This is a genomic window from Chryseobacterium formosum (assembly GCF_026460885.1).
Lineage (GTDB): Bacteria > Bacteroidota > Bacteroidia > Flavobacteriales > Weeksellaceae > Chryseobacterium > Chryseobacterium formosus.
On record NZ_JAOVZW010000015.1, the window covers coordinates 15,602 to 38,760 of the forward strand.

Below are 23,159 nucleotides of genomic sequence, written 5' to 3' on the forward strand. Positions count from 1 at the left end.
AAGGAAACTTTTGAAAGATGGTCAAATTTATATAACAGTGAGATTAAAGTTTTGAACAGCAGTATTGAGAGATTAAGTACCAATCAGAATAAAGCGTATAAATTCTTAGAGAAAAATCTCAACTCCTTAAGTGACATAAGACAAATATATTCAAAGGCAAATACAATAGAAAAAAGGGAGTTTGTAAACTTAGTGTTCGACAGCAATCTTTATTATGAAAATGGTATCTATCGAACACCTACTATGCTTGGTGTTTTTTCACATAATGCTTTGAAAATGAAAGACAAAGGTCTTCTTATTTATGAAAAAAAAAAGAGTCTTCGTAATGAAGACTCTTTCAGCGGAGAAAGAGGGATTCGAACCCCCGGACCTGTTACAGTCAATAGTTTTCAAGACTATCGCAATCGACCACTCTGCCATTTCTCCAAAAACCTCGATTGTATCGTTGTTTTTAGTGGTGCAAATATAAGACGTTTTTTAATTCTGACAAATAAAATTTAGAAAAATATTTTAAAAAGTTTTATTTCGACTAAAATAGATGTCAATAACTAGACTTCTTCAATCACTTCATCATAAATTACTGGGTCTGTAACCTCTTGAAAACGTTCCCATTCAGCTTCCATAGACTTATTTGTTTTCATTTCTTCTTCCAGTTTCAAAGTTTCACGATATTGTTTTGCTTCGGCAAGAAGTGTCCATTTACAGTTGATACCGATTTTTTCGATATGATTTTTCAAATCATTGAGTTCAAGTCTGAAAAATTCTTTTCGTGGATTGATTTTATTAAGCTGGTTTTTAAGAAATTTCTTGTGAAGCTGTCTTTCTAAAGCAGGTGCATCATCCGAATAAATCATTGCATGAACGTCAAATTCAAACGGAACACTTGCATCACCCAGCTCACGAACTCGATCTAAAGGTTCCAGACGCCTCGTCATTCCGATTTTATAAACATCTTCGCCAAAAGATCCAACATTTGAAATAATATAAACATTTCCGGTTTTCGTTTGTTGCGCCATCGAAATCGCTCTTTGATTTTTCTCTTCTGCAGCTTCGAGCTTTCCCTGAAGCTCCTCCAATTTTTGCTGGAAAAGTGCTTTCTCTTCTTCATTAGCTCTAGAAACTTGTGATTCAGCTTTTTCAATCAATCTCTTTAAAGTCTGTTCCTCTTTTTCAGCATCTTTCATTGCTTTTTCAAATTCTTTACGGGCTTTCTCTTCTTCACGAATCTGTTCACGGATTTCTCTTTGTTCTTCAAGTTCCATTGCTCGTAATTCCTGCGCCACAACTGCCCATTTTAGTTCTTCTAATCTTGCCTGATGATAGATTTCAGAGATTCTAGCATTTCTAAAAGCTTTTCCATTAAAATTAACCAATTGGAACACATCTTCAATTTTCTGTTTTAAAATTCCATAATTATCTTTTCTTACGGTCGATAAAATAGAATCAACTTTTCCGTTATAGGCATCAATCACGAAATCTACCGCTGTTTTTTGTCGTTCTTCATCCATATAATCACAAATTCCGGCTTGTCTGTTGACAATCATCATCTTATTGTTCAGGCGAAGTTTTTTCAAATTTTCTCCCGCTTCTTTATGATTGAAATCTTCTGCAAGCTGATCTAGAAGTGTATAATTCGGTACTAAATATTCATTTCCATATCCTTTGATAACATTTTTCATTGCCTGAATTCTGTCTGCAATTTCATTAGCTTCTCTCAGGCTTCGATATGCATCACCACCGATTGTTTCAGCCTTATTTTCTGCATTTTCAATGATTCTTTTCGATTCTCTCACTGCATTTTCATATAAAAGTTCAATTTCACGTTGCTTCTTTTCAGTAAATTCTCTAGTAATTCTGCGTGATTCTTTTGCATTCTCCTGCGCTTCAGATAACTCCTGATTTCCTTTTTCTCTTAACCTTTCGTAATCTTTTTGAGCCTTTTTTAGTAAATATTCACACTCAATTTTTACATCGATAATGTTTTGATATTTGCTTAATTCTGCAATTTTATCTTTCAGTTCACGGTTGTTGATTTGAAGATTTGAAAACTCAGTTCGTGCCAATTGAAGCTTGTTTTTGAATGAATTGATTTCAAACTGATACTTTGAAATTAAAGATTGAAATTGAGTAATGTCTTTTGATAGTTCAGTGATTTTTAAATGTTTGGTTTTGATTTCGTTCTTTAGCTTTATTGATTTAGTATAAAAATAAACGGCTAAAATGCCTAAAATCACAATTAAAATAATTTCCATGGTTACAAGTTTTTTTTGATGTGCAATGATATGAAAATGGCATTTTACTTTTTTACGGGAAACCGTATTTGAGCTTTAAATTTGTTTAACAAATGGTTATTTTATGTATTTTAATTCTTAAAATTTGATTTCAAAAACACTATTTTTATCAAAAATAACCCATGAAGAAAGTTCTATTTTTTGTTTTAATATTTTTCACAATTACTGTTTCAGCTCAAGGAAGGAAATTTTTTGAAAAAGGAGAAGCAATATTGAAAAATCCGGTAGAGAAAATTAATCTTACTTTTGAAAATGAAATTCCATTGGTAAAGGTTATTATTAATGGAAAACCTTATCAATTTTTGTTCGATACGGGTGCGCCAACGGTGATTTCTCATTCTGTTTATAATGAAATGAATCTTAAGAAACAGCATAAAAGTAAAGTAGGAGATTCGCAGAAAAATAAGCATGAACAGATTTTTACTGAGCTGCCCGAAATGACGATTGACCAAGTAATTTTCAAAAATGTGGGAGCGATGGTGATGGATTTGCAGGGTCACGAGTTTGGATGTCTGAAAATTGATGGCATTATTGGTGCTAATCAAATGGCAAAACTGTTTTGGAGAATCAATTATTCTGAAAATACATTGGAAGCAACGGCAGATTTGAAAAACTTTCAGATAGAAGATTATGAAACGGTTTTTAAATTTTTCTCCTTGTCTCAGAAAACACCTATTATAGAATCTAAAATTTTAAACAAAAAAATCAATCTTACTTTTGATACAGGATTTACAGGTGGTATAAAGATTTCGGATAGTGAGTATGATTCTAAAAATACAACTGTAAAGTCCGTAGAAACTTTCGGGGTAAATTCTGTAGGAGCTTTTGGTACAGGAAAACCGGTTTCTTCCTATCATTTCAGACCAAAAGAATTGGAATTGGCTCAACATAAATTTCAAAATGAAATTGTAACGACAGGAAATTCAAGTCTTCTTGGAAATGAATTTTTAAAGAAATTTAAATTTGTCATCGATTGGGAAAATAATAAAATTTATCTGCACCGCATGATAGATACTCCCTCAAAAATGCAGTCTTTTGGATTTGCCTATCGCTTTATTAATCTTAAAGCAAAGGTAGTTTTGGTTTTTCAGCAAACAAATTTCCCTATTCAAATTGATGATGAAATTTTAAGCATTAACGATACCAGTTTTGAAAATTTAAATGATATTTCTTCTTGTGAATATTTACTTAATCGAGTAGAGAAAGATTTTAAATCAATAAAAGTTAAAATAAAAAGAGGTGATCAAATTTTGAATTTTACGGTCGATAAAAAGGAGTATTTGAATTAATTAAATAATCTACTATTCATTATTTAATAATTAAAAGAATATTTTTCAATTTCCAATAAACAGAAAAGTCCTCAATTCAAGGACTTTTTCTTTTACCAATTCTTATCAATCATATAAATCATCTGCGTCATAATCGTTGCTCCCAAAAGCAATTCTCGTCGATTCACTTTTTCAAAAGTATCTTCTTCAGTGTGATGAATGTCAAAATATCTTTGAGAATCCGGAGCCAATTCAGCTGTTGGAATTCCCATATCCTTCAAAGGATAAATATCTGTTCCTGAATACCTTCCTTCAAAATCATAAGCTCCATAAGGTAAAAATAAAGACGCCCAACTTTTAATTTGGCTAATTTTAGATTCATCCATTTCAAGGGCAATTCCTCTTGGAGTAAATCCACCTGCATCAGATTCCAAAGCAAAAAGATGTTTTTCGTTGGCTTCTTTTACTATTTTTCCGTATTGTTGACCGCCTTTTACGCCGTTTTCTTCATTTGCAAAACAGACCACTCTGATCGTGTGATTATTTTTTATTCCTAAATTTTTAAAAGTTCTTAAAACTTCGATACTTTGAACAATTCCTGCTCCGTCGTCATGAGCTCCTTCACCAACGTCCCAGGAATCTAAATGACCGCCAACAACGATAACACTTTTGTCTTTGTGACCTGTAATTTCACCAATAACAGAGTGGGAGAGTCTCTCACCTTTCATTCCACAGTTTGAATTGAGTTTTGCAGTAATTTTCTGTGATTTTAAAAGATTTTCCAATTCATCTGCGGTTGTATTTCCGATCGCAACGGCAGGAATTTTATCTGAATTTTCATTATATCGCATCGCTCCGGTGTGCGGAACATCATCAAATGCAGAAGAAAGTGATCTTACGATGGCAAACTTTCCTCCTTTTTTTGCCGTTAATGAAGCTGCAGTCGAACGATAAACCGCTGCATCACTGTATGCTTTGAAAGTCTGAACATAAGACTGACTAAAAGTATAATTAAAGAAAACAATTTTATCTTTTACCTGTTCGGGACTGAGTTTTTCATATTCATCCAAAGATTTTACCATGATAATTTCTCCGGAAATATCTTTACCTTTTGTTCCTTCAGAATTTCCTAAAGAAAGCATTTTTAAAGATTTCCATTGTCCGTTTTGAGTTTTTATTTTTAAAGATTCTTTTCCTCTTTCCCAAACCGGAATCATCACTTCCTGTAACCAAACTTTATCGGCTCCTGCTTCTTTCAGCTTTTGTTCAGCCCATTTTACCGATTTTTCGTAAGCTTCGGAACCGCTTAATCTGTGACCGATATTTTTCGTTAAATCTCTTAATTCGTTGTATGATTTTCCTTTATTTAAAATTTCTGTTGAAATTCTGCTAAATTGTAAGGAATCTTCTTTTGCCTGTCCAAAAGAATTCAGACTTAAAAATATAATGGCAGTTGATAAAATATTTTTCATAATTAATTTGAATCACTAAAAACTAATACTTTAATTCGATATTAAGTTGTCTTCCTTCTCTCAAAGCTTTTTTATCCATCGAAATACCAACCAAAGTCCCTATTCCTGCTCCCGCAAGAAGTCCTAATGCAAAAAATCTAGCATTATTAAATATATAAGCTAATAAAAAGCCAATAGGTAAGCCAAAAACCAATGCTCCAAGACTAATCCACATATTTCTGTAAAGATTTTTTGGAACAATATTGTGTTTTTTCTCAAGGAATTTTACAATATAATTTTGCTTTTCTTTTAGTAAATCCAATAATAGTTTATCTTTTAATGTTGATGAATTTATCTGTTCAACTATATGATTGATATATTGAATTGCTTCAGTAGGTAATTTTTTGTTATTGGTTCTCTTCAAAATATCCTGCATCTGAAAATAAAGGTCACTCAGTTTCGGATTGTTGATCTGATCAAATTTTAAGTTTAATTGATTGATTTCCATGTTTTACCGTAAATGTATTTGTGAGTCATCTTTAACTTTTTTCAGAATTAAAGCTTAGTTTTTATTACTAATTTTCTATAAAAAACTAAAATTTCAGCTCAATATCTATTTGTCTTCCTTCTTTCAATGCCTTTTTATCCATTGATGTTCCTACACCGACACCAATTGCCAAACCGATGGGTAAACCAATTGCCATTAAACCAATATTTCCTATCAATAAACCAAACAATAAACCGAAAGGTAATCCAAAAGCAGACATTCCTAAAGCAGTCCAAAGGTTTCTGTAATAATTTTTTGGAACAATTTTATGATCAGCTTCCAGCTTTTTGATGATGGTAGTCTGAGTGGTTTTAAGAAGTTTTTGAAGTTGAGAGCCTATCAAAACTGTTGCGTTTACATCACTGATTTTCTGATTGATAAATTGTACAGTTTCTGATGGAATATTTTTATGATTAAGTTTTTCGATGAGTTCCTGTATTTGTAGATACAGGTTTTTTACTTTCTCGTTTGATATTTGCTCTGAATTTAAATTTAATTGATTGATTTCCATGTTTACAATTTTAGTTATTCTACCAATTCTTATCAATCATAAAAACAAATTGTGACATGGCAACAGCTCCGAGTAATAATTCTCTTTTATTGACTTTGTCAAAAGTATCTTTTTCAGAATGATGATAATCGAAATATCTCTGGGTATCGACAACCATTTCCGCCAAAGGAATATCTAATTTTTTTAAAGGCGCAATATCCTGAATTGCATAAGTTTGGTCAAAATCATAAATTCCGTACGGTAAGAAATAATTTTTCCATTCAAAAATCAGCTTTCTTCTTTGTGGAGACATATCTAATGAAAAACCTCGTGGAGAATATCCTCCTGAATCTGTTCCCAAAGCCAGAATATGTTTTTCCTCTTTCTTTTTTACACTCATCGCATAAGTTTCCCGCCCCATTCCGCCATTTTCACTGTTGGCGTAAAGAACAACTCTTATCGTATGATTGTTGTCGTAACCTAAAGCTTTAAAAGTTCTTAAAACTTCCAAACATTGTACAACACCGGTTCCGTCGTCATGCGCTCCTTCAGCAAAATCCCATGAATCGAGTTGTGCACCAAGAACGATAACTTTTGAATCTTTTTTTCCGGGAATTTCTCCGATGATATTGTGATTAATTGTTTCGCCTTTTGATTCGGCAGACATATTAATTTTAGCTTTTACGGTAGTTTTTTTAAGCAAACTTTCCAATTCATCTGCAGAACGAACGCCGATTGTCATTGCAGGAATTCTCGCCTTATCTTCCGGTTCATAATAAACCTGTTTAGCATGCGGAATATCATCTGAAGCGGTAGTCAAAGATCTTATAATTAAAGCTTTTGCTCCTTTTTGTCCAATGACAGATGCTGAAATAAGTTTTGATTTTGCAGCAATCATATAAGAATCTACCGTACTGATTACAGTCGGGTCAATCGGATAGTTAACGAAGATTATCTTATCTTTTGCATCGGCAACTCTTAGATTTACCAGTTCCTGAACGTCTTTTACTAAAAGAATATCTCCAATCAAATCTTTGCCTTTTGTGCCTTCAGAGTTTCCGAAAGAGAGCATTTTGATAGATTTCCAATCACCGTTTGACGTTTTAATTTGTAAAGATTCTTTTCCTCTGATCCAGATTGGAACTTTTACTTCCTGTTTCCAGATATTTTCTGCGCCGGCTTCTCTGAGTTTTTTTTCAGCCCATTCTGTAGCTTTTGAGTAACCTGGTGTTGCACTAAATCTTGGTCCGATTCCTTTCGTTAATTCGCCTAAGTTATCATAAGCGGTTCCGTGAAGAAAAATTTCGTCAGAGATTTTTTTAAATTCTTCGTGATAATTGAATTTAGGAATTACTCTTGGCTTTTTTGCCGGAGTCTTTTTCTGAGAAAATAAAAATCCACTCAAAAAGAGTGGAAATATGATGAGTAATACTTTTTTCATTTTTACTGACCGTTTTCTTTTCGGAGCATAAAAATAAAGAAAAAATAGATATTTAAGGCTTCATATCGTACATTAATAATGCTGTAACCAATTTTGGTTCAATAAATGTACACTTTGGAGGCATACTTAGCTTTAAATCAGATATTTTAATCATATCATTGAAGCTTACAGGATAAATTCCAAAACCTACTTTTCCTTCGCCTTTATCGATTTTTTCTTTTAAAATTTTAATTCCTTCAATATTCGAACTTCCTTTTACATACGTGATTTGATCAGAACTATCTGAATCTTTAATGTCAAGAATATCTTTAATTATATATTTGTCTAAAAGATGATGATCTAAATTATCAAGAGACATTTCCTGAGAACGAAGGTCATGTTTTACGTGAAGAGAGTAAAATTTACCATCCAAATACATTGAAATATGGAATTTCTGAGAAGGGTAGTACGGAGTTTCATCTTTCTCATGAATAAGGAAATAAGTTTCCAGTTTTTTAAGAAATTCTTCTGTAGATAAATCTCCAATATTACTTAAAATTCTATTGTAATCGTGGATTTTTATCGATTGGTTGGAGACAATAAAACTATATACAAAATTATAAGCTTCAGTACCGTTATGCTTTTTGTTTTTGTCTTTTAAACGTTGTGCATGAAGCGCCGTAGAACCAATTCTATGGTGACCATCTGCAATATAAAAAGAGTCAATCTGATCGATTACTTCCTTGAATTGCTGTAGCTTAAGACGATTATCAATTCTCCAGATTTTATGTCTGATTCCGATGGTGTCAACATGATTGAAAATCGGAACATTTTTCTCTTCATGATTCATCAACAATTCAATCTTAGAATTTGATGGATATGTTAGCAAAACAGGTTCTGCCTGAAGATTTACTTTGTCAAGATAATGCGCCAGCTTTTCTTTTCTCTGAGGAATCGTACTTTCGTGTCTTTTGATTTTTCCAGCCCAAAAATCTTCAATAGATGTAAGCCCCAAAAGTCCACGGAAAATTTGTTTGTTAGGATAAATCTGCTCATAAAGATAATAAGCCGAACTGTCCTGAACCAAAGTTTTATCTTCCAATAACTCTTCAAAAGTAGTACGGATTTTCCTTAAATTCCGGTCAACATCTTTAGATTTACTTACAACATAAGGTTTAATCATATTGATGTAAGTTTTTTCTTTTTGCGCTTTTTCAGCAATCTCAGCTTGTGTGAAATTATCTAAAGGATGAGTAGGAAATGTCGCCTCATGGTCTTTGTGAGGGCGTATTCCACGGAAAGGTTTAAAAACTGGCATATATAGTTTATAATTTCTTTTTAATTTCAATAATTTGTTTGGCAAGCTCAATACCGATTTTTTCTTGTGCATCAACGGTATTTCCTCCCAAATGTGGCGTAAGAGACAGGTTCGGATTCATCAATAAAATTAATTCCGGAGCTGGCTCATTTTCAAAAACATCAAGCGCAGCTCCCGCAACTTTTCCGGATTCTATAAAATCAAGCAAAGTTACTTCGTTGATAACGCCTCCTCTTGCTGTATTAACAATGAAAACATCATCTTTCATTTTTTCAAACTGCGGAGTATCAATAATATATTCGTCTGTTTGTGGAGTGTTAATACTGATAAATTCGGTGTCTTTCAAAAATTCGTCGGTATCGTTTGTAGAAGTGATTTCAAATTTTAAAGTCTGTCCGTCGAAAAAATCTAAGGTTAAAACTTGTGTTCTTGGTTTTCTTGTAAGAACTTTTACTTTCATTCCTAAAGAAATTCCCATTTTTACCACTTCCTGACCGATGCTTCCAAAGCCAATCACTCCCAAAGTTTTTCCTGAAAGTTCATAAGCTTTGCTGAAAGATTTTTTCATTGCATTGAAATGAGTATCTCCTTCCAAAGGCATCAATCTGTTTGATTCATGTAAAAATCTTGCCAAAGAAAAGAAATGTGCAAAAACCAATTCCGCCACCGATTTTGAGGAAGCATTTGGTGTGTTGATTACATATAATCCTTTTTCAATTGCATATTCTACATCGATATTATCCATACCGATTCCGCCTCTTCCGATGATTTTAAGATTCGGACAAGCATCAATCAAATCTTGTCTAACTTTGGTAGCACTTCGCACCAAAAGAACATCCACGTTGTTTTCATTGATGAAATTGATAACGTGATCCTGAGCAACTCTGTTATCGAGTAACTCAATTCCGGCTTCTTTTAAAGCGATTTCTCCGGCTTTGGAGATTCCGTCGTTAGCTAAAACTCTCATTGTTTTTATTTAATTTAAGATTTTAAAGACTTAATTTTTAAAATAATAAATAGTTGCGCAAATTAAGAAAATTTAAAATAATGGAAAATAATATTCAACTATTTTGAACTTACACAATTATGCTATTTTAGAGATTTCATTACATCTACCAAAACCTGCACGCTTTCAATTGGCAAAGCATTGTATAAACTTGCTCTGTAACCTCCCAAACTTCTGTGCCCGTTTAATCCGCTGATTCCTGCAGCTTTCCATGCAGCATCAAATTCTTCTTTTTTAGTTTCATCAATTAATTTGAAAGAAACATTCATCAAAGAACGGTCTTCTTCAACGCAAAACGTTTCAAATAATGGATTAGAATCGATTTCGTTATATAATAATTTAGCTTTAGCTTCATTTCTTGCTTCTGCAGCTGCAATTCCGCCATTGTTTTCTAAATATTGCAAAGTCAAAAGTGACGCATAAATTGGAAATACAGGCGGAGTATTATACATTGATTCTTTAGAAATATGCTGATTGTAATCTAAAATAGAAAACATATTTTCTCTTTCCGTTTTACCTAAAATTTCTTTTTTTACAACGACCAAAGTTACTCCTGCAGGTCCCATATTTTTCTGAGCTCCGGCATAAATCAGATCAAATTTTGAGAAATCCAATTGTCTTGAGAAAATATCAGAACTCATGTCACAAACCATTAAAGTATCTACTTCAGGGAAGGTTTTCATCTGAGTTCCATAAATTGTATTGTTTGAAGTACAGTGGAAATAATCGTATTCTGCACCAATTTTATAATCTTTAGGAATGAAAGAATAGTTTTCTTCTTTTGAAGAACCTACAATATCTACACTTCCTACTTTTTTAGCTTCTTTTATAGCTCCTGCAGCCCAAGTTCCGGTATCAAGATAAGCTGCTTTTCCGCCAACTTTCATCAAATTGTAAGGAACCATCGCAAACTGTAAACTTGCACCGCCTCCCAAATACAAAACTTCGTAATCATCACCAATATTCATCAGCCTTTTTACAATGGCACGAGCTTCATCCATCACCGCAACAAAATCTTTACTTCTGTGCGAAATTTCAAGAAGTGATAAACCAATTCCGTTGAAATCTAAAATCGCTTCTGCTGATTTTTCAAATACTTCCTGAGGTAAGATACATGGTCCTGCGCTGAAATTGTGCTTTTTGCTCATAATTTTACTTTTTGTTTTTGCAAATTTTATTCAAGATAGAGAAAATCTGCGGTTTCGTTATTACTATTTTGAGAGATTTAATTAATATAAATAAAAACCGCCTCATAATGTATGAGACGGTAGTTTTTATTCTCCGTGTAAGAAAGCTTTTTTGTTCAGTAAAGCTTCATCAGATTCTACATGATCTTCATCCGGAACACAACAGTCTACGGGACAAACTGCGGCACACTGTGGTTCTTCATGGAAACCTTTACATTCTGTACATTTATCTGTTACAATAAAATAAACATCATCACTCACAGGTTCTTGTGGAGAATCTGCGTCAACCGTAAGACCTGATGGTAAAGTTACGGTTCCTGAAAGTTCAGTACCTTCGGATGCTTTCCAATCTACCGCTCCTTCATATATTGCATTATTAGGACATTCCGGTTCACAAGCCCCGCAATTAATGCATTCATCAGTTATTTTAATAGCCATCGCTAATTTTTTTTAAATTTGCACAAAATTACAAAATATTCCCCAATTTTACAGTAATTATGAATATCGAAAAAAGAGTTTTAGGACTAAATAAATTAAGTGATTATATAAAAGAGTTTTTAACAAAAAATTCTGAAGATCATAACGAAAATGATGTTGAATTTCAGCAAATATTAAAGAAGTGTGAAATTGAAAACCCTTGGTTTACACTTGATAATCAGAAATATGCTTTAAAGCAATGGTCGGAATTGTTGACTCAAGAGAAGATTAATGATTGGTTGAGCAATTATTCTCCTTCAAAAACTTCAAAAAAAGTAGGATTAATTCTTGCCGGAAATATTCCTTTGGTGGGATGGCACGATGTAATTTCTGTGATTTTAAGCAATCATATTCCTTTGATTAAATTGTCGTCAAAAGATCGATTGATGATTCCTTTCTTGTTGAAAAAATGGAGAGAATTTTCTGAAGAAACAATTGATTTTGAATTTGTTGAAAGATTGGAAAATTTTGATGCGGTAATTGCGACAGGAAGTAATAATACAGCAAGATATTTAGAGTATTATTTTAAAAATCATTTAAGCATTATTCGAAAAAACAGAACTTCTGTAGCGGTTTTGAAAGGAGATGAAACTGAAGAAGAATTAAAATTATTAGCTCAAGATATTTTCCAGTATTTTGGATTAGGATGCAGAAATGTGACACGAGTTTTTATTCCTGACGATTTTGTAATTGACAGATTGTTTGAGAGTTTCTTAGATTTTAAAGAAATTATCAATCATAATAAATATGCTAATAATTATGATTACAACAGAGCAGTTTATCTTTTGAATCAGGATAAATTCTGGGATAATAATTTTGTGATGCTGAAAGAAGATGATAAATTATTTAGTCCGCTTTCTGTGATTAATTTCAGCAGATATTCTTCTTTGGATGAAGTGAAAGATTTTATCGCTGAAAATGAAGAAAATATTCAATGTATTGTAGCAAAAGATGGGCTTGGAATTGAATCAATTCAATTTGGAGAAGCACAAAATCCAGGATTGAATACTTATGCAGACAATGTCGATACGATGAAGTTTTTGGAGGTTATTTAAATATTTTAGCTTACTTTAGTTATACCAAAAATTCAAAATCTATTCTATCATGAAAAAAGTATTCGCTGTTTTGGGTCTTTTTGCAATAACATTTGCATCGGCACAGACTGTAAGTAAAGTGGAAGTTCAAAATCCAGCAATGGATATTTCTGCTTCAATTCCTCAAGATAAAATTGAATTGTATAATCAGTCGTTTTCTAAATTTGTTTCAGCTTTAAAAACTTCGAATAAGGATGCGATTTCTTCTCTTATTTCTGAAAAAGTAAAGAGTTTGGTAAACGAAAATATGATTCAGAAGCTTTCTGGTGGAATAAGCTTTGAAAGAAAGACTGAAGTTTATCAATCAGGTTATCAAAAGCTACCCGATAATCAGACTTATCCTGCGGTTCAGTATAAATATGCAGATGATAAAAATGATCCGCCAAGAGATTTGATTACGGTTATTTTTGAAAATGACGGGAGAATTCTTGGTGTAAAACCGGATTACAGTAAATAAAAATTAAATTAATATAACATAAAATTATGAAAACTGATGTTTTATTATCACACTCTACCGATTTGGAAAGAGGTGATTTTTACAGGAAAACTTACATTCATGTTGCTTTGGCGATTTTGGCATTTATCGGCGTTGAAACAGTTTTGCTAAATGTTGTTCCTGAGCAATTAATTCTTGGTATGTTAGGACAGCGTTATCTTTGGCTGTTGATTATCGGAGTATTTTGGTTAGCTTCTTTTTTAGCAACAAAATGGTCGCTTTCGCAAAGTAAATCTACTCAGTATATGGGATTAGGATTTTACGTGCTTCTTGAAGCTGCGATATTTTTACCTTTAATATATATTGCAGTAGTTTACGCCGGAGCTTCCGTTATTTTTCAAGCGGCAACACTTACTGTAGCAATGTTTGCAGGAATTTCTGCAGTAGCATTTACTTCCAAAAGAGATTTTTCATTCCTTAGAAATATCATTACAATTGGAGGATTTATTGCAATCGGATTAATTGTTGGTGGAATGATATTCGGATTTAATCTTGGATTATGGTTCTCTGTTGGAATGGTGATTTTGGCTTCAGCAACAATTCTCTATCAAACCAGTAAATTGAAAGATGCTTATGCAACAGATCAATATGTGGGAGCTTCTTTACAGCTTTTTGCTTCAATTATGCTTTTATTCTGGTATATTCTGAATATTTTGATGAGCAGAAGAAGCTAAAAAGAATTATAAATTATGAGTTTTGAGTTAAAAATTACTTTCAAAACTTTTTTAAACCCAAAAAATCCTGATGTCTTTTCATCGGGATTTTATTTTTGGTGTGTTAAACACAATTAACACTAATTTCTTCACTAATAACACAATTTAAAACTTAAATATTCGTGACATTAGTGTTTAAATATTATTTATCAATAGATCCTAAAACCTTTTGAGCAAAAGAATTTAAAGCATCTTTTTCGCTCATTCCGTTTTGTACGTTAGCGTGAACTTCAAGAGCTCCGCAAATGTTGGTGATTAATTCTCCTGCAACATTCATATCTTCTTCTGTGGTTCCTCTGAACTCTGTGAAACTTTCTAAAACTTCTAAAGTTTTTTCTAAATTTTCAGGAGTTTGGTTTTGATAAAATTGTCTGATAATTGGCAGCTTCATAATTACAATTCGTTAAATAAGTTAATTAAACTTTCTGCCTGATTAGACTGAACCTGATTCACCAATTCACCATTTTTAAAGATTGCAAATGTAGGTAAGTTGTCAACTTTAGCTAATTTTCTGCTTTCCGGTAATTTTTCTGCATCTACATAAAGGAAAGGAATCGAATCGTTCTCAGAAGCTAATTTTTTGAATTTCGGCTTCATAATTCTGCAGTTTCCACACCATGTTGCTCCGTATTGTACGACAACTTTTTCGTTATCGCTTACGATATTTTGTAAAGTATCTTCTGTTAATTCTGTGTACATAATTTTAATTTGAAAATTTTAATAAATAGAAAATGAGATAATTCTTAAATAATCAGATGATTAATTCTCAAATTATCTCATTTTCAAATTAACATATAATATTAGTTCTTCGCTAAATATTCAGCAGTAGAAGTTCTGTCAGCTTTCATAGCATCTTTTCCTTCTTCCCAGTTTGCAGGGCAAACTTCACCATGCTTCTGAACATGAGTATAAGCGTCGATTAATCTTAAATATTCTTTTACGTTTCTTCCAAGAGGCATATCATTTACAGACTCGTGGAAAATTTTTCCGGTTTCGTCAATTAAATAAGTTGCTCTGTAAGTTACATTTGAACCTGTAAAAACTTCTTCACCTTCTTCATTGTATTCGAAATCCTGATCTACAATTCCTAAAGCATTTGCCAATTGTCTGTGCGTATCAGCTAAAAGTGGGTAAGTTACACCTTCGATACCACCGTTATCTTTTGCAACGTTTAACCAAGCAAAGTGTACTTCGTTTGTATCGCAAGAAGCACCAATTACTTTAGTGTTTCTTTTTTCAAACTCAGGCAAAGCTTCCTGAAAAGCATGAAGTTCTGTTGGACAAACGAAAGTGAAATCTTTCGGATACCAGAATAAAATAACTTTTTGTTGGTTGTTTGTAGCTTCTTCAAAGATGTTGATTCTTAAATCATCACCCATTTCCGACATTGCATCTACCGCTACATTTGGGAATTTTTTTCCTACTAAAGACATAATTTTTATTTTTTTTGATTGATAATCTTACAGTGCAAATATACATTGGTTTATCTATTGAAAAAATAGTTTTCGATAAATAAAATCTATAATAGTTTTTGAGAGAAAATTCTATTTTCAATTGAAAAGCTAATAAAATTCAACCTTTTAGAGTTTAAATTTTAGATCTAATAAAGCTTTTGTCTATCAAAAAAAAACAGATTTAAGTTTTAAACCTAAATCTGAAATATTTTTTTTTAAAATAATTAAATTTTAAACAGCCTTTTCCAATACATCTTTAATTCTTCGCATCGCTTCTCGTAAGTCATCTTCAGAAGCAGCATAAGAAAATCTGATACATTCAGGACTACCGAATGAAACTCCACCAACGCAACCTACGTGAGCATTTTCTAAAATAAACATTGCAAAATCGTCTGCATCTTTTATTTCAGTTCCGTTTAGAGTTTTTCCAATATAGTAAGAAATATCTGGGAAGAAATAAAATGCAGCTTTTGGTAAAAGCACTTTAAATCCTGGGATTTCTTTCATTAAATTAAATACTAAATTTCTTCTAGATTCAAAAGCATCAATCATGTATTTGTATTCTGAAGGATTGGTTTTTAAAGCAACGATTGAAGCTCTTTGAGCAACTGTATTTGCGCCACTCGTCATTTGTCCCTGAACTTTTTCACAAGCTTTTGCCAACCATTCCGGACAAGCTGAATAACCGATTCTCCAACCTGTCATTGCGAAAGCTTTAGACATTCCGTTGATTACAGCTGTTTGCTCGTAAATTTCAGAAAATTGTGCAATTGAAGTAGTCTTAGTTTCATAATTAATGTATTCGTAAATTTCATCAGAAATAACCGTTACATGAGGATATTTCGCAATAACTTTTGCCAAAGATTTCAATTCATCGTACGTATAATATCCTCCTGAAGGATTACAAGGCGAACTGAAAAGAATAGCTTTTGTTTTTTCATTAATTGCTTCTTCAAGCTGTTCTGCAGTGATTTTAAAATCAGTAACGTATGAAGTCGGAAGCATAACAGAATTTCCACCCATCATTTTTACCATTTCATCATAACTTACCCAATATGGTGTTGGAAGAATAACTTCGTCTCCATCATTGATAATTGCTGCCAAAACATTAATAATTGCCTGTTTTGCGCCGTTTGAAACACAAATTTGCGTCGGTTTATAATCTAATTGATTGTCTCTTTTTAATTTTTCAGAAATTGCCTGTCTAAGCTCTAAAAATCCCGGAACAGGAGAGTAGTGGCTGTAATTTTCATTGATTGCATCAAAAGCAGCTTGTTTTATATTGTCCGGAACATCAAAATCTGGTTCGCCAAGCGTTAAACTAATAACGTCTATTCCGCTGGCTTTCATATCTCTTGCTTTGTTAGACATGACGAATGTTTGCGAGTAACCTAGTCTTTTTACTCTGTCTGAAAGTTTATCCATATACTGTTTTTGTCTTTTTAACAAATATATATAAAAACTTAATTTGAATAAAATGTGAATAAAACTTATTTTTGCCTTTTACAATTACTTTTATGTCGATATCAACTATCCAAAAATATTTTCCGGATCTTACAGAGAAACAAATCGAGCAGTTTACAAAGCTTGAAGAACTGTATGGAGAATGGAATGAAAAAATAAATGTTATTTCCCGAAAAGATATGGAATCGCTTTATGAAAAGCATATTCTCCATTCTTTAGGTATCGCAAAAATCATGGAATTTGCTCCCGGAACAAAAGTTTTAGACATCGGAACGGGTGGTGGTTTTCCCGGAATTCCTTTGGCGATATTATTTCCTGAAACAAATTTTACTTTAATTGATTCTATTGGTAAGAAAATTACTGTTGTAAATGCTGTTGCAGAAGGAGTTGGGTTGACGAACGTAACTGCGATTCACGGTAGAGCAGAAAAAGTGAAAGAAAAATTTCATTTTGTAGTAAGTCGTGCCGTGACGCAAATGCCTGAATTTTTGAGATGGCTGAAAGGAAAATTTGAAAAAGAACAGTTTAATCCAAAACATAACGGAGTTTTATATTTAAAAGGTGGAGATCTTGCTGAAGAATTAGCTGGATTAAGATGTGAACTTTTTAGTCTTAAAAATTATTTTGAAGAAGAGTTTTTTGATACAAAAAAAGTAGTTTATTTATCAAAAGGTAATTTTAATTCATAATAAAATATTAATTAGAATTTATTTTTACTAAATTTATATTTCCAAATTATCAAATCCTGCATCATGAAATCTCTTTTAAAAATAAGTTTCGCTTCTGTTGTTTTAGGTCTGCTTTTTACTTCCTGTAAAGATGACGACGATTATCAGACGATAGAATCTGTAGATAAAGTGAAAATTGACAGCGTGAAAATCGTAAACGATACAATGGATGTTTTTTCGGTTCAGAGTATCAGAACTTATTCGAATTATGCTTCGGGTTGTCAAGGATTTTATGGTTACGATTATGCGCATCTCTCAGATTTAGAAAGAGATATTACTGCTTATCAATTTAATACAAATGGACCTTGTTCGCAGGCAAGTTATAAATCGGCAAACCAAATAAATTTTAGTCCTCGAAAAAAAGGAAAATACACCTTCAGATTTTGGAAAGGAAATAATGATTGGATCACAAAAACAATTGTAGTAGAATAAATGAAGTTTTTTTTAATAGTTTTTTTATTGGTATTCAATATCTTATCCGCTCAGAAAATCAACTGGAGCGAAGATCAAAAATTAGTTTGGGATAATTTTAAAAGCAAAACCAACCATTTAGGAGGTTCTACAGTTGTAGCTTATACCCATTGTGGTTGGGAATATTCTGCGATTACTTCAAGTGATCCCAAAGTTCCGGTTAAAATTGAGATTCAAACAATTTTTAACGAAGATAAATCTTGGAAAGACGTTAAAAGAATTGATGATTATGTACTTGTTCATGAACAGAAACATTTCGATATTGCTGAAATTCATGCCAGAAAACTCAGAAAAGAAGTTTCAGAAAAAATAAAAACGACTTCGGATTACAATAAATTCTTTAAAACAATTTACGCTAAAATTTCTTCAGAATACAAACAATTTCAAACAACTTATGACCGTATTACGGAGCATGGGATGAATAAAGAAAAGCAGGCGGAATACAGTATTTTGATAAGCGAAGAGCTTGAAAAACTAAAAAACTATCAGAAACTTTGAAATTTTTAAACAAAATTATCGATGAATTATTAATTCAAAATTCTGATTTATCACAATTTAATATTGTTCTTCCAGGTAAAAGACCCATCGTTTTTATACGTCAAATTTTAGAAGAAAACAATTACTCAGGATTTCTTCCAAACTTTTATACAATTGAAGAGCTGATTGTTAATATTGTTGATCAACAGACTATTCAGGGGATTTCTTTGTGGCTTTTTTCGTTTGATGTTTACAAAAGTTTGAATCTAATTCCTAATGATGATTTTTCTGAATTTTTAAAATGGTTTCCTACGCTCCAGAAAGATTGGGATGATATTTTGAAATTTTCAGATTCTGATCAGGCGGTTCTGCAATATATGTTTGATGAAGAACGTATTAAAGAATGGGCGCAGGATTTAGGAGATGATGATGAAGTTCCAAGAAAAAAATTCTTGAATTTTTGGCGGAATATGAATGTTTTTTTACCGGTTTTAAAAAAGAAATTAAAAGAGAAAAACTGGGCAACTCCCGGAATGATTCATGAATCTGCTAAAGCTGAAATCGAAAATTTCGCTAAAAATAATACCGAAAAATTTGTTTTCTGTGGTTTTAATGCTTTTACTCCCGTTGAAGAAAAACTGGTTCGGAATCTTTTGCAGTGGGATAAAGCACAGTGTTTTTTTCAAGGAGATAAATACTATTTTGATGATGAAAGACAGGAAGCCGGAAAATTTCTGAGAAGTCATAAAACATGGAAAGAATTTAACGAGAGCAGAGATTTTCACTGGATTGAAGACGATTTTAATCATCTTAAAAATATAAAAGTTTACGAAGTTTCAGGAAATGTTACCCAAACAAAAATTCTTCCTGAATTATTTGCAACTATTGATAATAAAACCTTTACCAATACAGCTGTAGTTTTATTGGATGAAAATCTTCTTCCTGCAAGTCTCGACGTAATGCATGAAGTTGAAAACCTTAATATTACAATGGGTTTTCCGCTGAAAAACCTTTCATTTTCAAATGCGGTAAAACAGTTATTCTATCTACAAAAACAACTTGAAAAAAATAAAAGCTCATATTATTATCGCGACATTTTTCCGATTCTTGAAGAGCTTCCAAAATCTGATGAAGATGAGAAAATCATCAACAATTTCAAGTCTGAAATAGAAGCCAGAAACATTGTTTATATTTCTCAAAAACTGATCAAAGAGCTTTTAGAGAATCTTTCTTATTTCAATTTGCTTCAAAAAGCAGAATCAGGCTATCGGTTTTTGGATGATTTAATTGATTTTTGCCGTAAAATAAAATGGCTCGAACTTGATGATATTCAGTATGAAAATGTTTCTCATTTTGAAAATGCTTTCCGAGTTATCAAAAACCAAATCACGCCTTACGGTTTTGAAATCAAGATGGAAACACTTGAAATTCTGATTAATCAGCATATTAATTCAGAAAGTATTGATTTTCAAGGTGAACCTTTGAAAGGTCTTCAGGTAATGGGATTGTTGGAAACCCGTCTTTTAAATTTTGAAAACGTGATTCTTCTGTCTGTCAATGAGGGAAAATTACCTCTCGGAAATTCTCAGAATACTTATATTCCTTTTGATATCAGAAGACATTTTGATTTGCATACTTTCCTTGAAAACGACAGTATTTATGCATATCATTTCTACCGATTAATTCAGGATGCACAGAATGTTCATTTGCTTTTTAATGCGTTAAGTTCGGGTGTAAATACCGGTGAAAAGAGTAGGTTTATTACTCAGATTGAAATGGAAAGTTCGCATAAAATTGAACACGTTATTGTTGAAAATTCTTCTGAGCCCATTTTAAGTCAGCCTATCGAAATTTTTAAAACTGAAATTGTTCAGCAGCAACTTTTAAAATGGAAAGAAAAAGTTTCCGCTTCGCACTTGACAAGTTATCTCTATAATCCAATCGATTTTTATCTTTCTAAAATTCTGAATACCTCCGAAGCTGATGAAATTGAAGAGGAATTGTCGATCAGGAATTACGGAAATTTAGTTCATTATACACTTCAAGAAGTCTATGAAGTATTAAAAGGTAAAGTTTTAAAATTAAAAGATTTACAGGATTCAATTAAACGAATAGATGAATTTATAGATATTGCTATTGAAAAGCTAAAACATCAACCTGAATTTTATAATAAAGGAATGAATTTCATTCATAAAGCAATTGCCAAGAAAGTGATTGAGAATATTCTTAATTATGATTTGGAGCTAATAAAAGATGGAAATTCTTTAGAGATAATTGATATTGAAAGACGATTCGAGAGTGTAGATTTTTATCTGAATGAAGAAAAATCCGACAAAGTTTCTTTCTTCGGATTTATCGATAGAATTGATAAACTGAACGGAACCATTAGAATTATTGATTACAAAACGGCTAAAACAAAAAACTTAACTGTCAAGATTGACGAACTTAATAAATCTGATTATTTTCAACACAGTGACAGAAAACAGGCGATGCAGCTTTGCCTTTATCAATATGTTGTTCAAAGTTTACCCGAATTTTGGGGTTACCCGATAGAAACAGGAATCTGGAGTTTTGCTGATGCTAAGAAAGGAGTAGTTTCATTAGAATTTGCTTTAGGAAATCTTGATGATGCAATGGTTTCAATACAAAATCTGATTCATGAAATTTTAAATCCGGAAATAAGCTTTTTAGAAAATGTAAAAACTTTTAGTCCATAAAAAAGGTGACTGAGATTCTCGAAGTCACCTTTTTTGTCTAAATAAATGGAATTTTTAAGAACCTAATCTCCCATTATTTTTTTATCTAAAAGGCATTAAAGCCTGTAATATCAAGACCTGTAATCAACAAATGAACATCATGTGTTCCTTCATAAGTAATTACCGATTCTAAGTTTGCAGCATGCCGCATCATCGGGAATTCTCCCATAATTCCCATTCCGCCAAGAATTTGACGAGATTCTCTTGCAATATCAATCGCCATTTTTACATTATTCCTTTTTGCCATAGAAATCTGAGCCGGGCTTGCTTTGTGGTCATTTTTCAAGTTTCCTAATTGCAAGCAAAGCAACTGAGCTTTAGTAATTTCAGTTAAAAATTCAGCTAATTTTTTCTGCTGTAACTGAAAAGATCCAATTGGTTTTCCGAATTGTCTTCTTTCTTTAGAATATTGAACAGCCGTGCAATAACAATCAATTGCAGCACCAATTACACCCCAAGAAATTCCGTATCGTGCAGAATTTAAACAAGATAAAGGTCCTTTTAAGCCTGTAACTCCCGGAAGAAGATTTTCTTTTGGAACTTTTACGTCATTGAAAACCAATTCACCAGTTTTAGAAGCTCTTAAGCTCCATTTATTGTGAGTTTCAGGTGTTGTGAAGCCTTCCATTCCTCTTTCAACAATTAATCCCTGTACTTTTCCTTCCTCGTTTTTAGCCCAAATAACTGCAATATCGCACAAAGGAGAGTTGGTAATCCACATTTTAGCACCATTCAAAAGATAATGATCTCCCATATCTTTAAAATAAGCTTCCATAGAACTAGGATCTGAACCGTGATTTGGTTCTGTAAGACCAAAAGACCCGATCATTTCACCTGAAGCTAACTTTGGTAAGTATTTTCTTTTTTGTTCCTCAGAACCAAATTCATTGATAGGAAACATCACCAAAGAACTCTGTACAGAAGCTGCAGAACGTACCGCAGAATCTCCTCTTTCCAATTCCTGCATAATCAAGCCGTAAGAAATCTGATCAAGCCCAGAACCGCCATATTCTTCGGGAATGTAAGGTCCCAAAGCACCAATTTTCCCCAATTCTTTCATCAGATTTGGTAAATCAGTATGATTTTGAGCGGCTTCATCGATATTTGGCATTACAAAACTTTCAACCCAATCTCTTACAGATTGACGGATAAGTTTGTGTTCTTCGGTAAGTAAAGCATCAATTCCGTAGTAATCGGGAATGCTTGTAAGAGGATAATATGACATTTAAATTAATTTTCCTAAAAATAAGATTTTTTCGGAATGCTCAAAAAAAAACTTTTAACAAGGAAGAAAAAATTATTCTTTAATGAATTTATACAGATACGGAGCTTTATTTGCAGAACCGTCATATAATTTCTCCATTCTTTCTAACGAATTGGTACTAAGTATTTTACGCTGAAAATTATTTCTTCTGAATTTTTCACCTAAAATAGTTTCATATAAAGACTGAAGATCTTTCATTGTAAATTTTTCCGGCAAAAGATTACTTGCAGCAACTTGAGTATCAATGTTTTTACGTAAATACTCCAATCCTTCTGCAATAACTCTGTCATGATCAAACGCCATTTGCGGAAGCTTACTAACTTCAAACCATGCACAAGATTCATTAAAAGCATCGGGAAAAGTATTTGCCATAGAAAAATCAATCAGACTACAGTAACCAACCGTGATAAATCTCTGTAAAATCCAGTGATCTTTGGGAACATCAAGACCTTTATTGTTGATTAATGTTTTGTGAACGTTATTTTCTGTTCGATTTAATCGTCCAAAAGTGTGAAATTGTTCCAAAAACAAACCTTTCAAATGTGTTCTTTCATACAAAACACGATCTGCAGCTTCTCTTAAATCTTCATCAATAAAAACAAAACCACCGGGAAGTGAATACAAATCTAAGTCGTGATACTTCAACAGAAGCACTTTTAAGATGTCATCATGAAAGCCAAAAATCGTGCAATCTACCGATACATTCGGGATAAGATCCTTGCTGTCAATTAGTTCCTTTAAAGTTTCAATGTTTTTATTGTGATCAGTTTTCATGCGGTAAAAATAA

23 protein-coding genes and 1 tRNA gene are annotated in these 23,159 nt (G+C 32.3%); 8 read left to right on the forward strand and 16 right to left on the reverse strand.

What is annotated here, in order from left to right; all coding sequences use genetic code 11:
- Positions 1–341: 341 nt before the first annotated feature.
- Positions 342–426, reverse strand: a tRNA-Ser gene (locus OF897_RS12460).
- A gap of 122 nt (positions 427–548) precedes the next feature.
- A complete protein-coding gene (locus OF897_RS12465; protein WP_267266016.1) occupies positions 549–2,252 on the reverse strand; it encodes a DUF4041 domain-containing protein in 1,704 nt (567 codons plus the stop codon).
- 161 nt (positions 2,253–2,413) lie between these two features.
- Between OF897_RS12465 and OF897_RS12470 the strand changes: the two genes are divergently transcribed.
- Complete coding sequence (locus OF897_RS12470) at positions 2,414–3,580, forward strand: aspartyl protease family protein (RefSeq protein WP_267266017.1); 1,167 nt, start codon at positions 2,414–2,416, stop codon at positions 3,578–3,580.
- Between the two features lie 92 nt (positions 3,581–3,672).
- Here the strand turns inward: OF897_RS12470 and OF897_RS12475 are convergent, their stop codons facing one another.
- The 8 genes from OF897_RS12475 to OF897_RS12510 form a co-directional block, all read right to left on the reverse strand.
- Positions 3,673–5,031 carry a M20/M25/M40 family metallo-hydrolase gene (locus OF897_RS12475; protein ID WP_267266018.1) on the reverse strand — a complete coding sequence of 453 codons (1,359 nt, stop codon included), beginning with the start codon at positions 5,029–5,031 and terminating at the stop codon, positions 3,673–3,675.
- 22 nt (positions 5,032–5,053) lie between these two features.
- Entirely contained in the window at positions 5,054–5,518 is a 465-nt protein-coding gene (locus OF897_RS12480) for a hypothetical protein (RefSeq protein ID WP_267266019.1), read from the reverse strand.
- A gap of 85 nt (positions 5,519–5,603) precedes the next feature.
- Positions 5,604–6,068 carry a hypothetical protein gene (locus tag OF897_RS12485; protein ID WP_267266020.1) on the reverse strand — a complete coding sequence of 155 codons (465 nt, stop codon included), beginning with the start codon at positions 6,066–6,068 and terminating at the stop codon, positions 5,604–5,606.
- Positions 6,069–6,087: 19 nt separating this feature from the next.
- Complete coding sequence (locus OF897_RS12490) at positions 6,088–7,488, reverse strand: M28 family peptidase (protein ID WP_267266021.1); 1,401 nt, start codon at positions 7,486–7,488, stop codon at positions 6,088–6,090.
- Positions 7,489–7,540: 52 nt separating this feature from the next.
- Positions 7,541–8,785 carry a DUF1015 domain-containing protein gene (locus OF897_RS12495; protein WP_267266022.1) on the reverse strand — a complete coding sequence of 415 codons (1,245 nt, stop codon included), beginning with the start codon at positions 8,783–8,785 and terminating at the stop codon, positions 7,541–7,543.
- Between the two features lie 7 nt (positions 8,786–8,792).
- Positions 8,793–9,752 carry a D-2-hydroxyacid dehydrogenase gene (locus OF897_RS12500; protein WP_267266023.1) on the reverse strand — a complete coding sequence of 320 codons (960 nt, stop codon included), beginning with the start codon at positions 9,750–9,752 and terminating at the stop codon, positions 8,793–8,795.
- Positions 9,753–9,874: 122 nt separating this feature from the next.
- A complete protein-coding gene (serC, locus tag OF897_RS12505) occupies positions 9,875–10,939 on the reverse strand; it encodes a 3-phosphoserine/phosphohydroxythreonine transaminase (protein ID WP_267266024.1) in 1,065 nt (354 codons plus the stop codon).
- 126 nt (positions 10,940–11,065) lie between these two features.
- Positions 11,066–11,416: a 4Fe-4S dicluster domain-containing protein gene (locus OF897_RS12510; RefSeq protein WP_267266025.1), complete on the reverse strand. Its 351-nt coding sequence runs from the start codon at positions 11,414–11,416 to the stop codon at positions 11,066–11,068.
- A gap of 59 nt (positions 11,417–11,475) precedes the next feature.
- On the opposite strand from OF897_RS12510, the gene OF897_RS12515 reads away from it, so the two are divergent.
- Genes OF897_RS12515 through OF897_RS12525 form a run of 3 tightly spaced genes read left to right on the forward strand, consistent with a single transcriptional unit; the run spans position 11,476 to position 13,719 of the window.
- A complete protein-coding gene (locus tag OF897_RS12515; RefSeq protein ID WP_267266026.1) occupies positions 11,476–12,510 on the forward strand; it encodes an acyl-CoA reductase in 1,035 nt (344 codons plus the stop codon).
- 49 nt (positions 12,511–12,559) lie between these two features.
- The gene (locus OF897_RS12520; RefSeq protein WP_267266027.1) at positions 12,560–13,006 is read left to right on the forward strand and encodes a peptidylprolyl isomerase; all 447 of its coding nucleotides are present in this window, start codon (positions 12,560–12,562) and stop codon (positions 13,004–13,006) included.
- A gap of 26 nt (positions 13,007–13,032) precedes the next feature.
- On the forward strand, positions 13,033–13,719 hold the full coding sequence (locus tag OF897_RS12525) for a Bax inhibitor-1/YccA family protein (RefSeq protein ID WP_267266028.1): 687 nt from the start codon (positions 13,033–13,035) through the stop codon (positions 13,717–13,719).
- A gap of 181 nt (positions 13,720–13,900) precedes the next feature.
- On the opposite strand, the gene OF897_RS12530 is transcribed toward OF897_RS12525, so the two are convergent.
- From OF897_RS12530 to OF897_RS12545, 4 genes are all read right to left on the reverse strand, one after another.
- Positions 13,901–14,149 (reverse strand): DUF6952 family protein, encoded by a 249-nt coding sequence (locus OF897_RS12530; protein ID WP_055978832.1) that lies wholly within the window; start codon positions 14,147–14,149, stop codon positions 13,901–13,903.
- A 2-nt stretch (positions 14,150–14,151) separates the two neighbouring features.
- Positions 14,152–14,457: a thioredoxin family protein gene (locus OF897_RS12535; RefSeq protein ID WP_047402181.1), complete on the reverse strand. Its 306-nt coding sequence runs from the start codon at positions 14,455–14,457 to the stop codon at positions 14,152–14,154.
- A gap of 101 nt (positions 14,458–14,558) precedes the next feature.
- The gene (locus OF897_RS12540; protein WP_267266029.1) at positions 14,559–15,191 is read right to left on the reverse strand and encodes a peroxiredoxin; all 633 of its coding nucleotides are present in this window, start codon (positions 15,189–15,191) and stop codon (positions 14,559–14,561) included.
- 252 nt (positions 15,192–15,443) lie between these two features.
- The gene (locus OF897_RS12545) at positions 15,444–16,637 is read right to left on the reverse strand and encodes a pyridoxal phosphate-dependent aminotransferase (RefSeq protein ID WP_267266030.1); all 1,194 of its coding nucleotides are present in this window, start codon (positions 16,635–16,637) and stop codon (positions 15,444–15,446) included.
- A 92-nt stretch (positions 16,638–16,729) separates the two neighbouring features.
- Between OF897_RS12545 and rsmG the strand changes: the two genes are divergently transcribed.
- The 4 genes from rsmG to OF897_RS12565 all read left to right on the forward strand — a co-directional run bounded on the left by rsmG (position 16,730) and on the right by OF897_RS12565 (position 21,069).
- Positions 16,730–17,365 (forward strand): 16S rRNA (guanine(527)-N(7))-methyltransferase RsmG, encoded by a 636-nt coding sequence (rsmG, locus tag OF897_RS12550; protein ID WP_267266031.1) that lies wholly within the window; start codon positions 16,730–16,732, stop codon positions 17,363–17,365.
- Positions 17,366–17,428: 63 nt separating this feature from the next.
- Positions 17,429–17,836, forward strand: a complete 408-nt coding sequence (locus OF897_RS12555; protein WP_267266032.1) for a hypothetical protein — start codon at positions 17,429–17,431, stop codon at positions 17,834–17,836.
- Positions 17,837–18,373 carry a DUF922 domain-containing protein gene (locus tag OF897_RS12560; protein ID WP_267266033.1) on the forward strand — a complete coding sequence of 179 codons (537 nt, stop codon included), beginning with the start codon at positions 17,837–17,839 and terminating at the stop codon, positions 18,371–18,373.
- Positions 18,370–21,069 carry a PD-(D/E)XK nuclease family protein gene (locus OF897_RS12565; protein WP_267266034.1) on the forward strand — a complete coding sequence of 900 codons (2,700 nt, stop codon included), beginning with the start codon at positions 18,370–18,372 and terminating at the stop codon, positions 21,067–21,069. The genes OF897_RS12560 and OF897_RS12565 overlap by 4 nt, the downstream gene beginning before the upstream one ends.
- Before the next feature lie 85 nt (positions 21,070–21,154).
- Here OF897_RS12565 and OF897_RS12570 read toward each other — a convergent pair whose 3' ends face one another.
- Together OF897_RS12570 and OF897_RS12575 are read right to left on the reverse strand one after the other, a co-directional pair.
- A complete protein-coding gene (locus OF897_RS12570; protein ID WP_267266035.1) occupies positions 21,155–22,333 on the reverse strand; it encodes an acyl-CoA dehydrogenase family protein in 1,179 nt (392 codons plus the stop codon).
- Between the two features lie 72 nt (positions 22,334–22,405).
- Entirely contained in the window at positions 22,406–23,146 is a 741-nt protein-coding gene (locus OF897_RS12575; protein ID WP_267266036.1) for an NUDIX hydrolase, read from the reverse strand.
- Between the last annotated feature and the right edge of the window lie 13 nt (positions 23,147–23,159).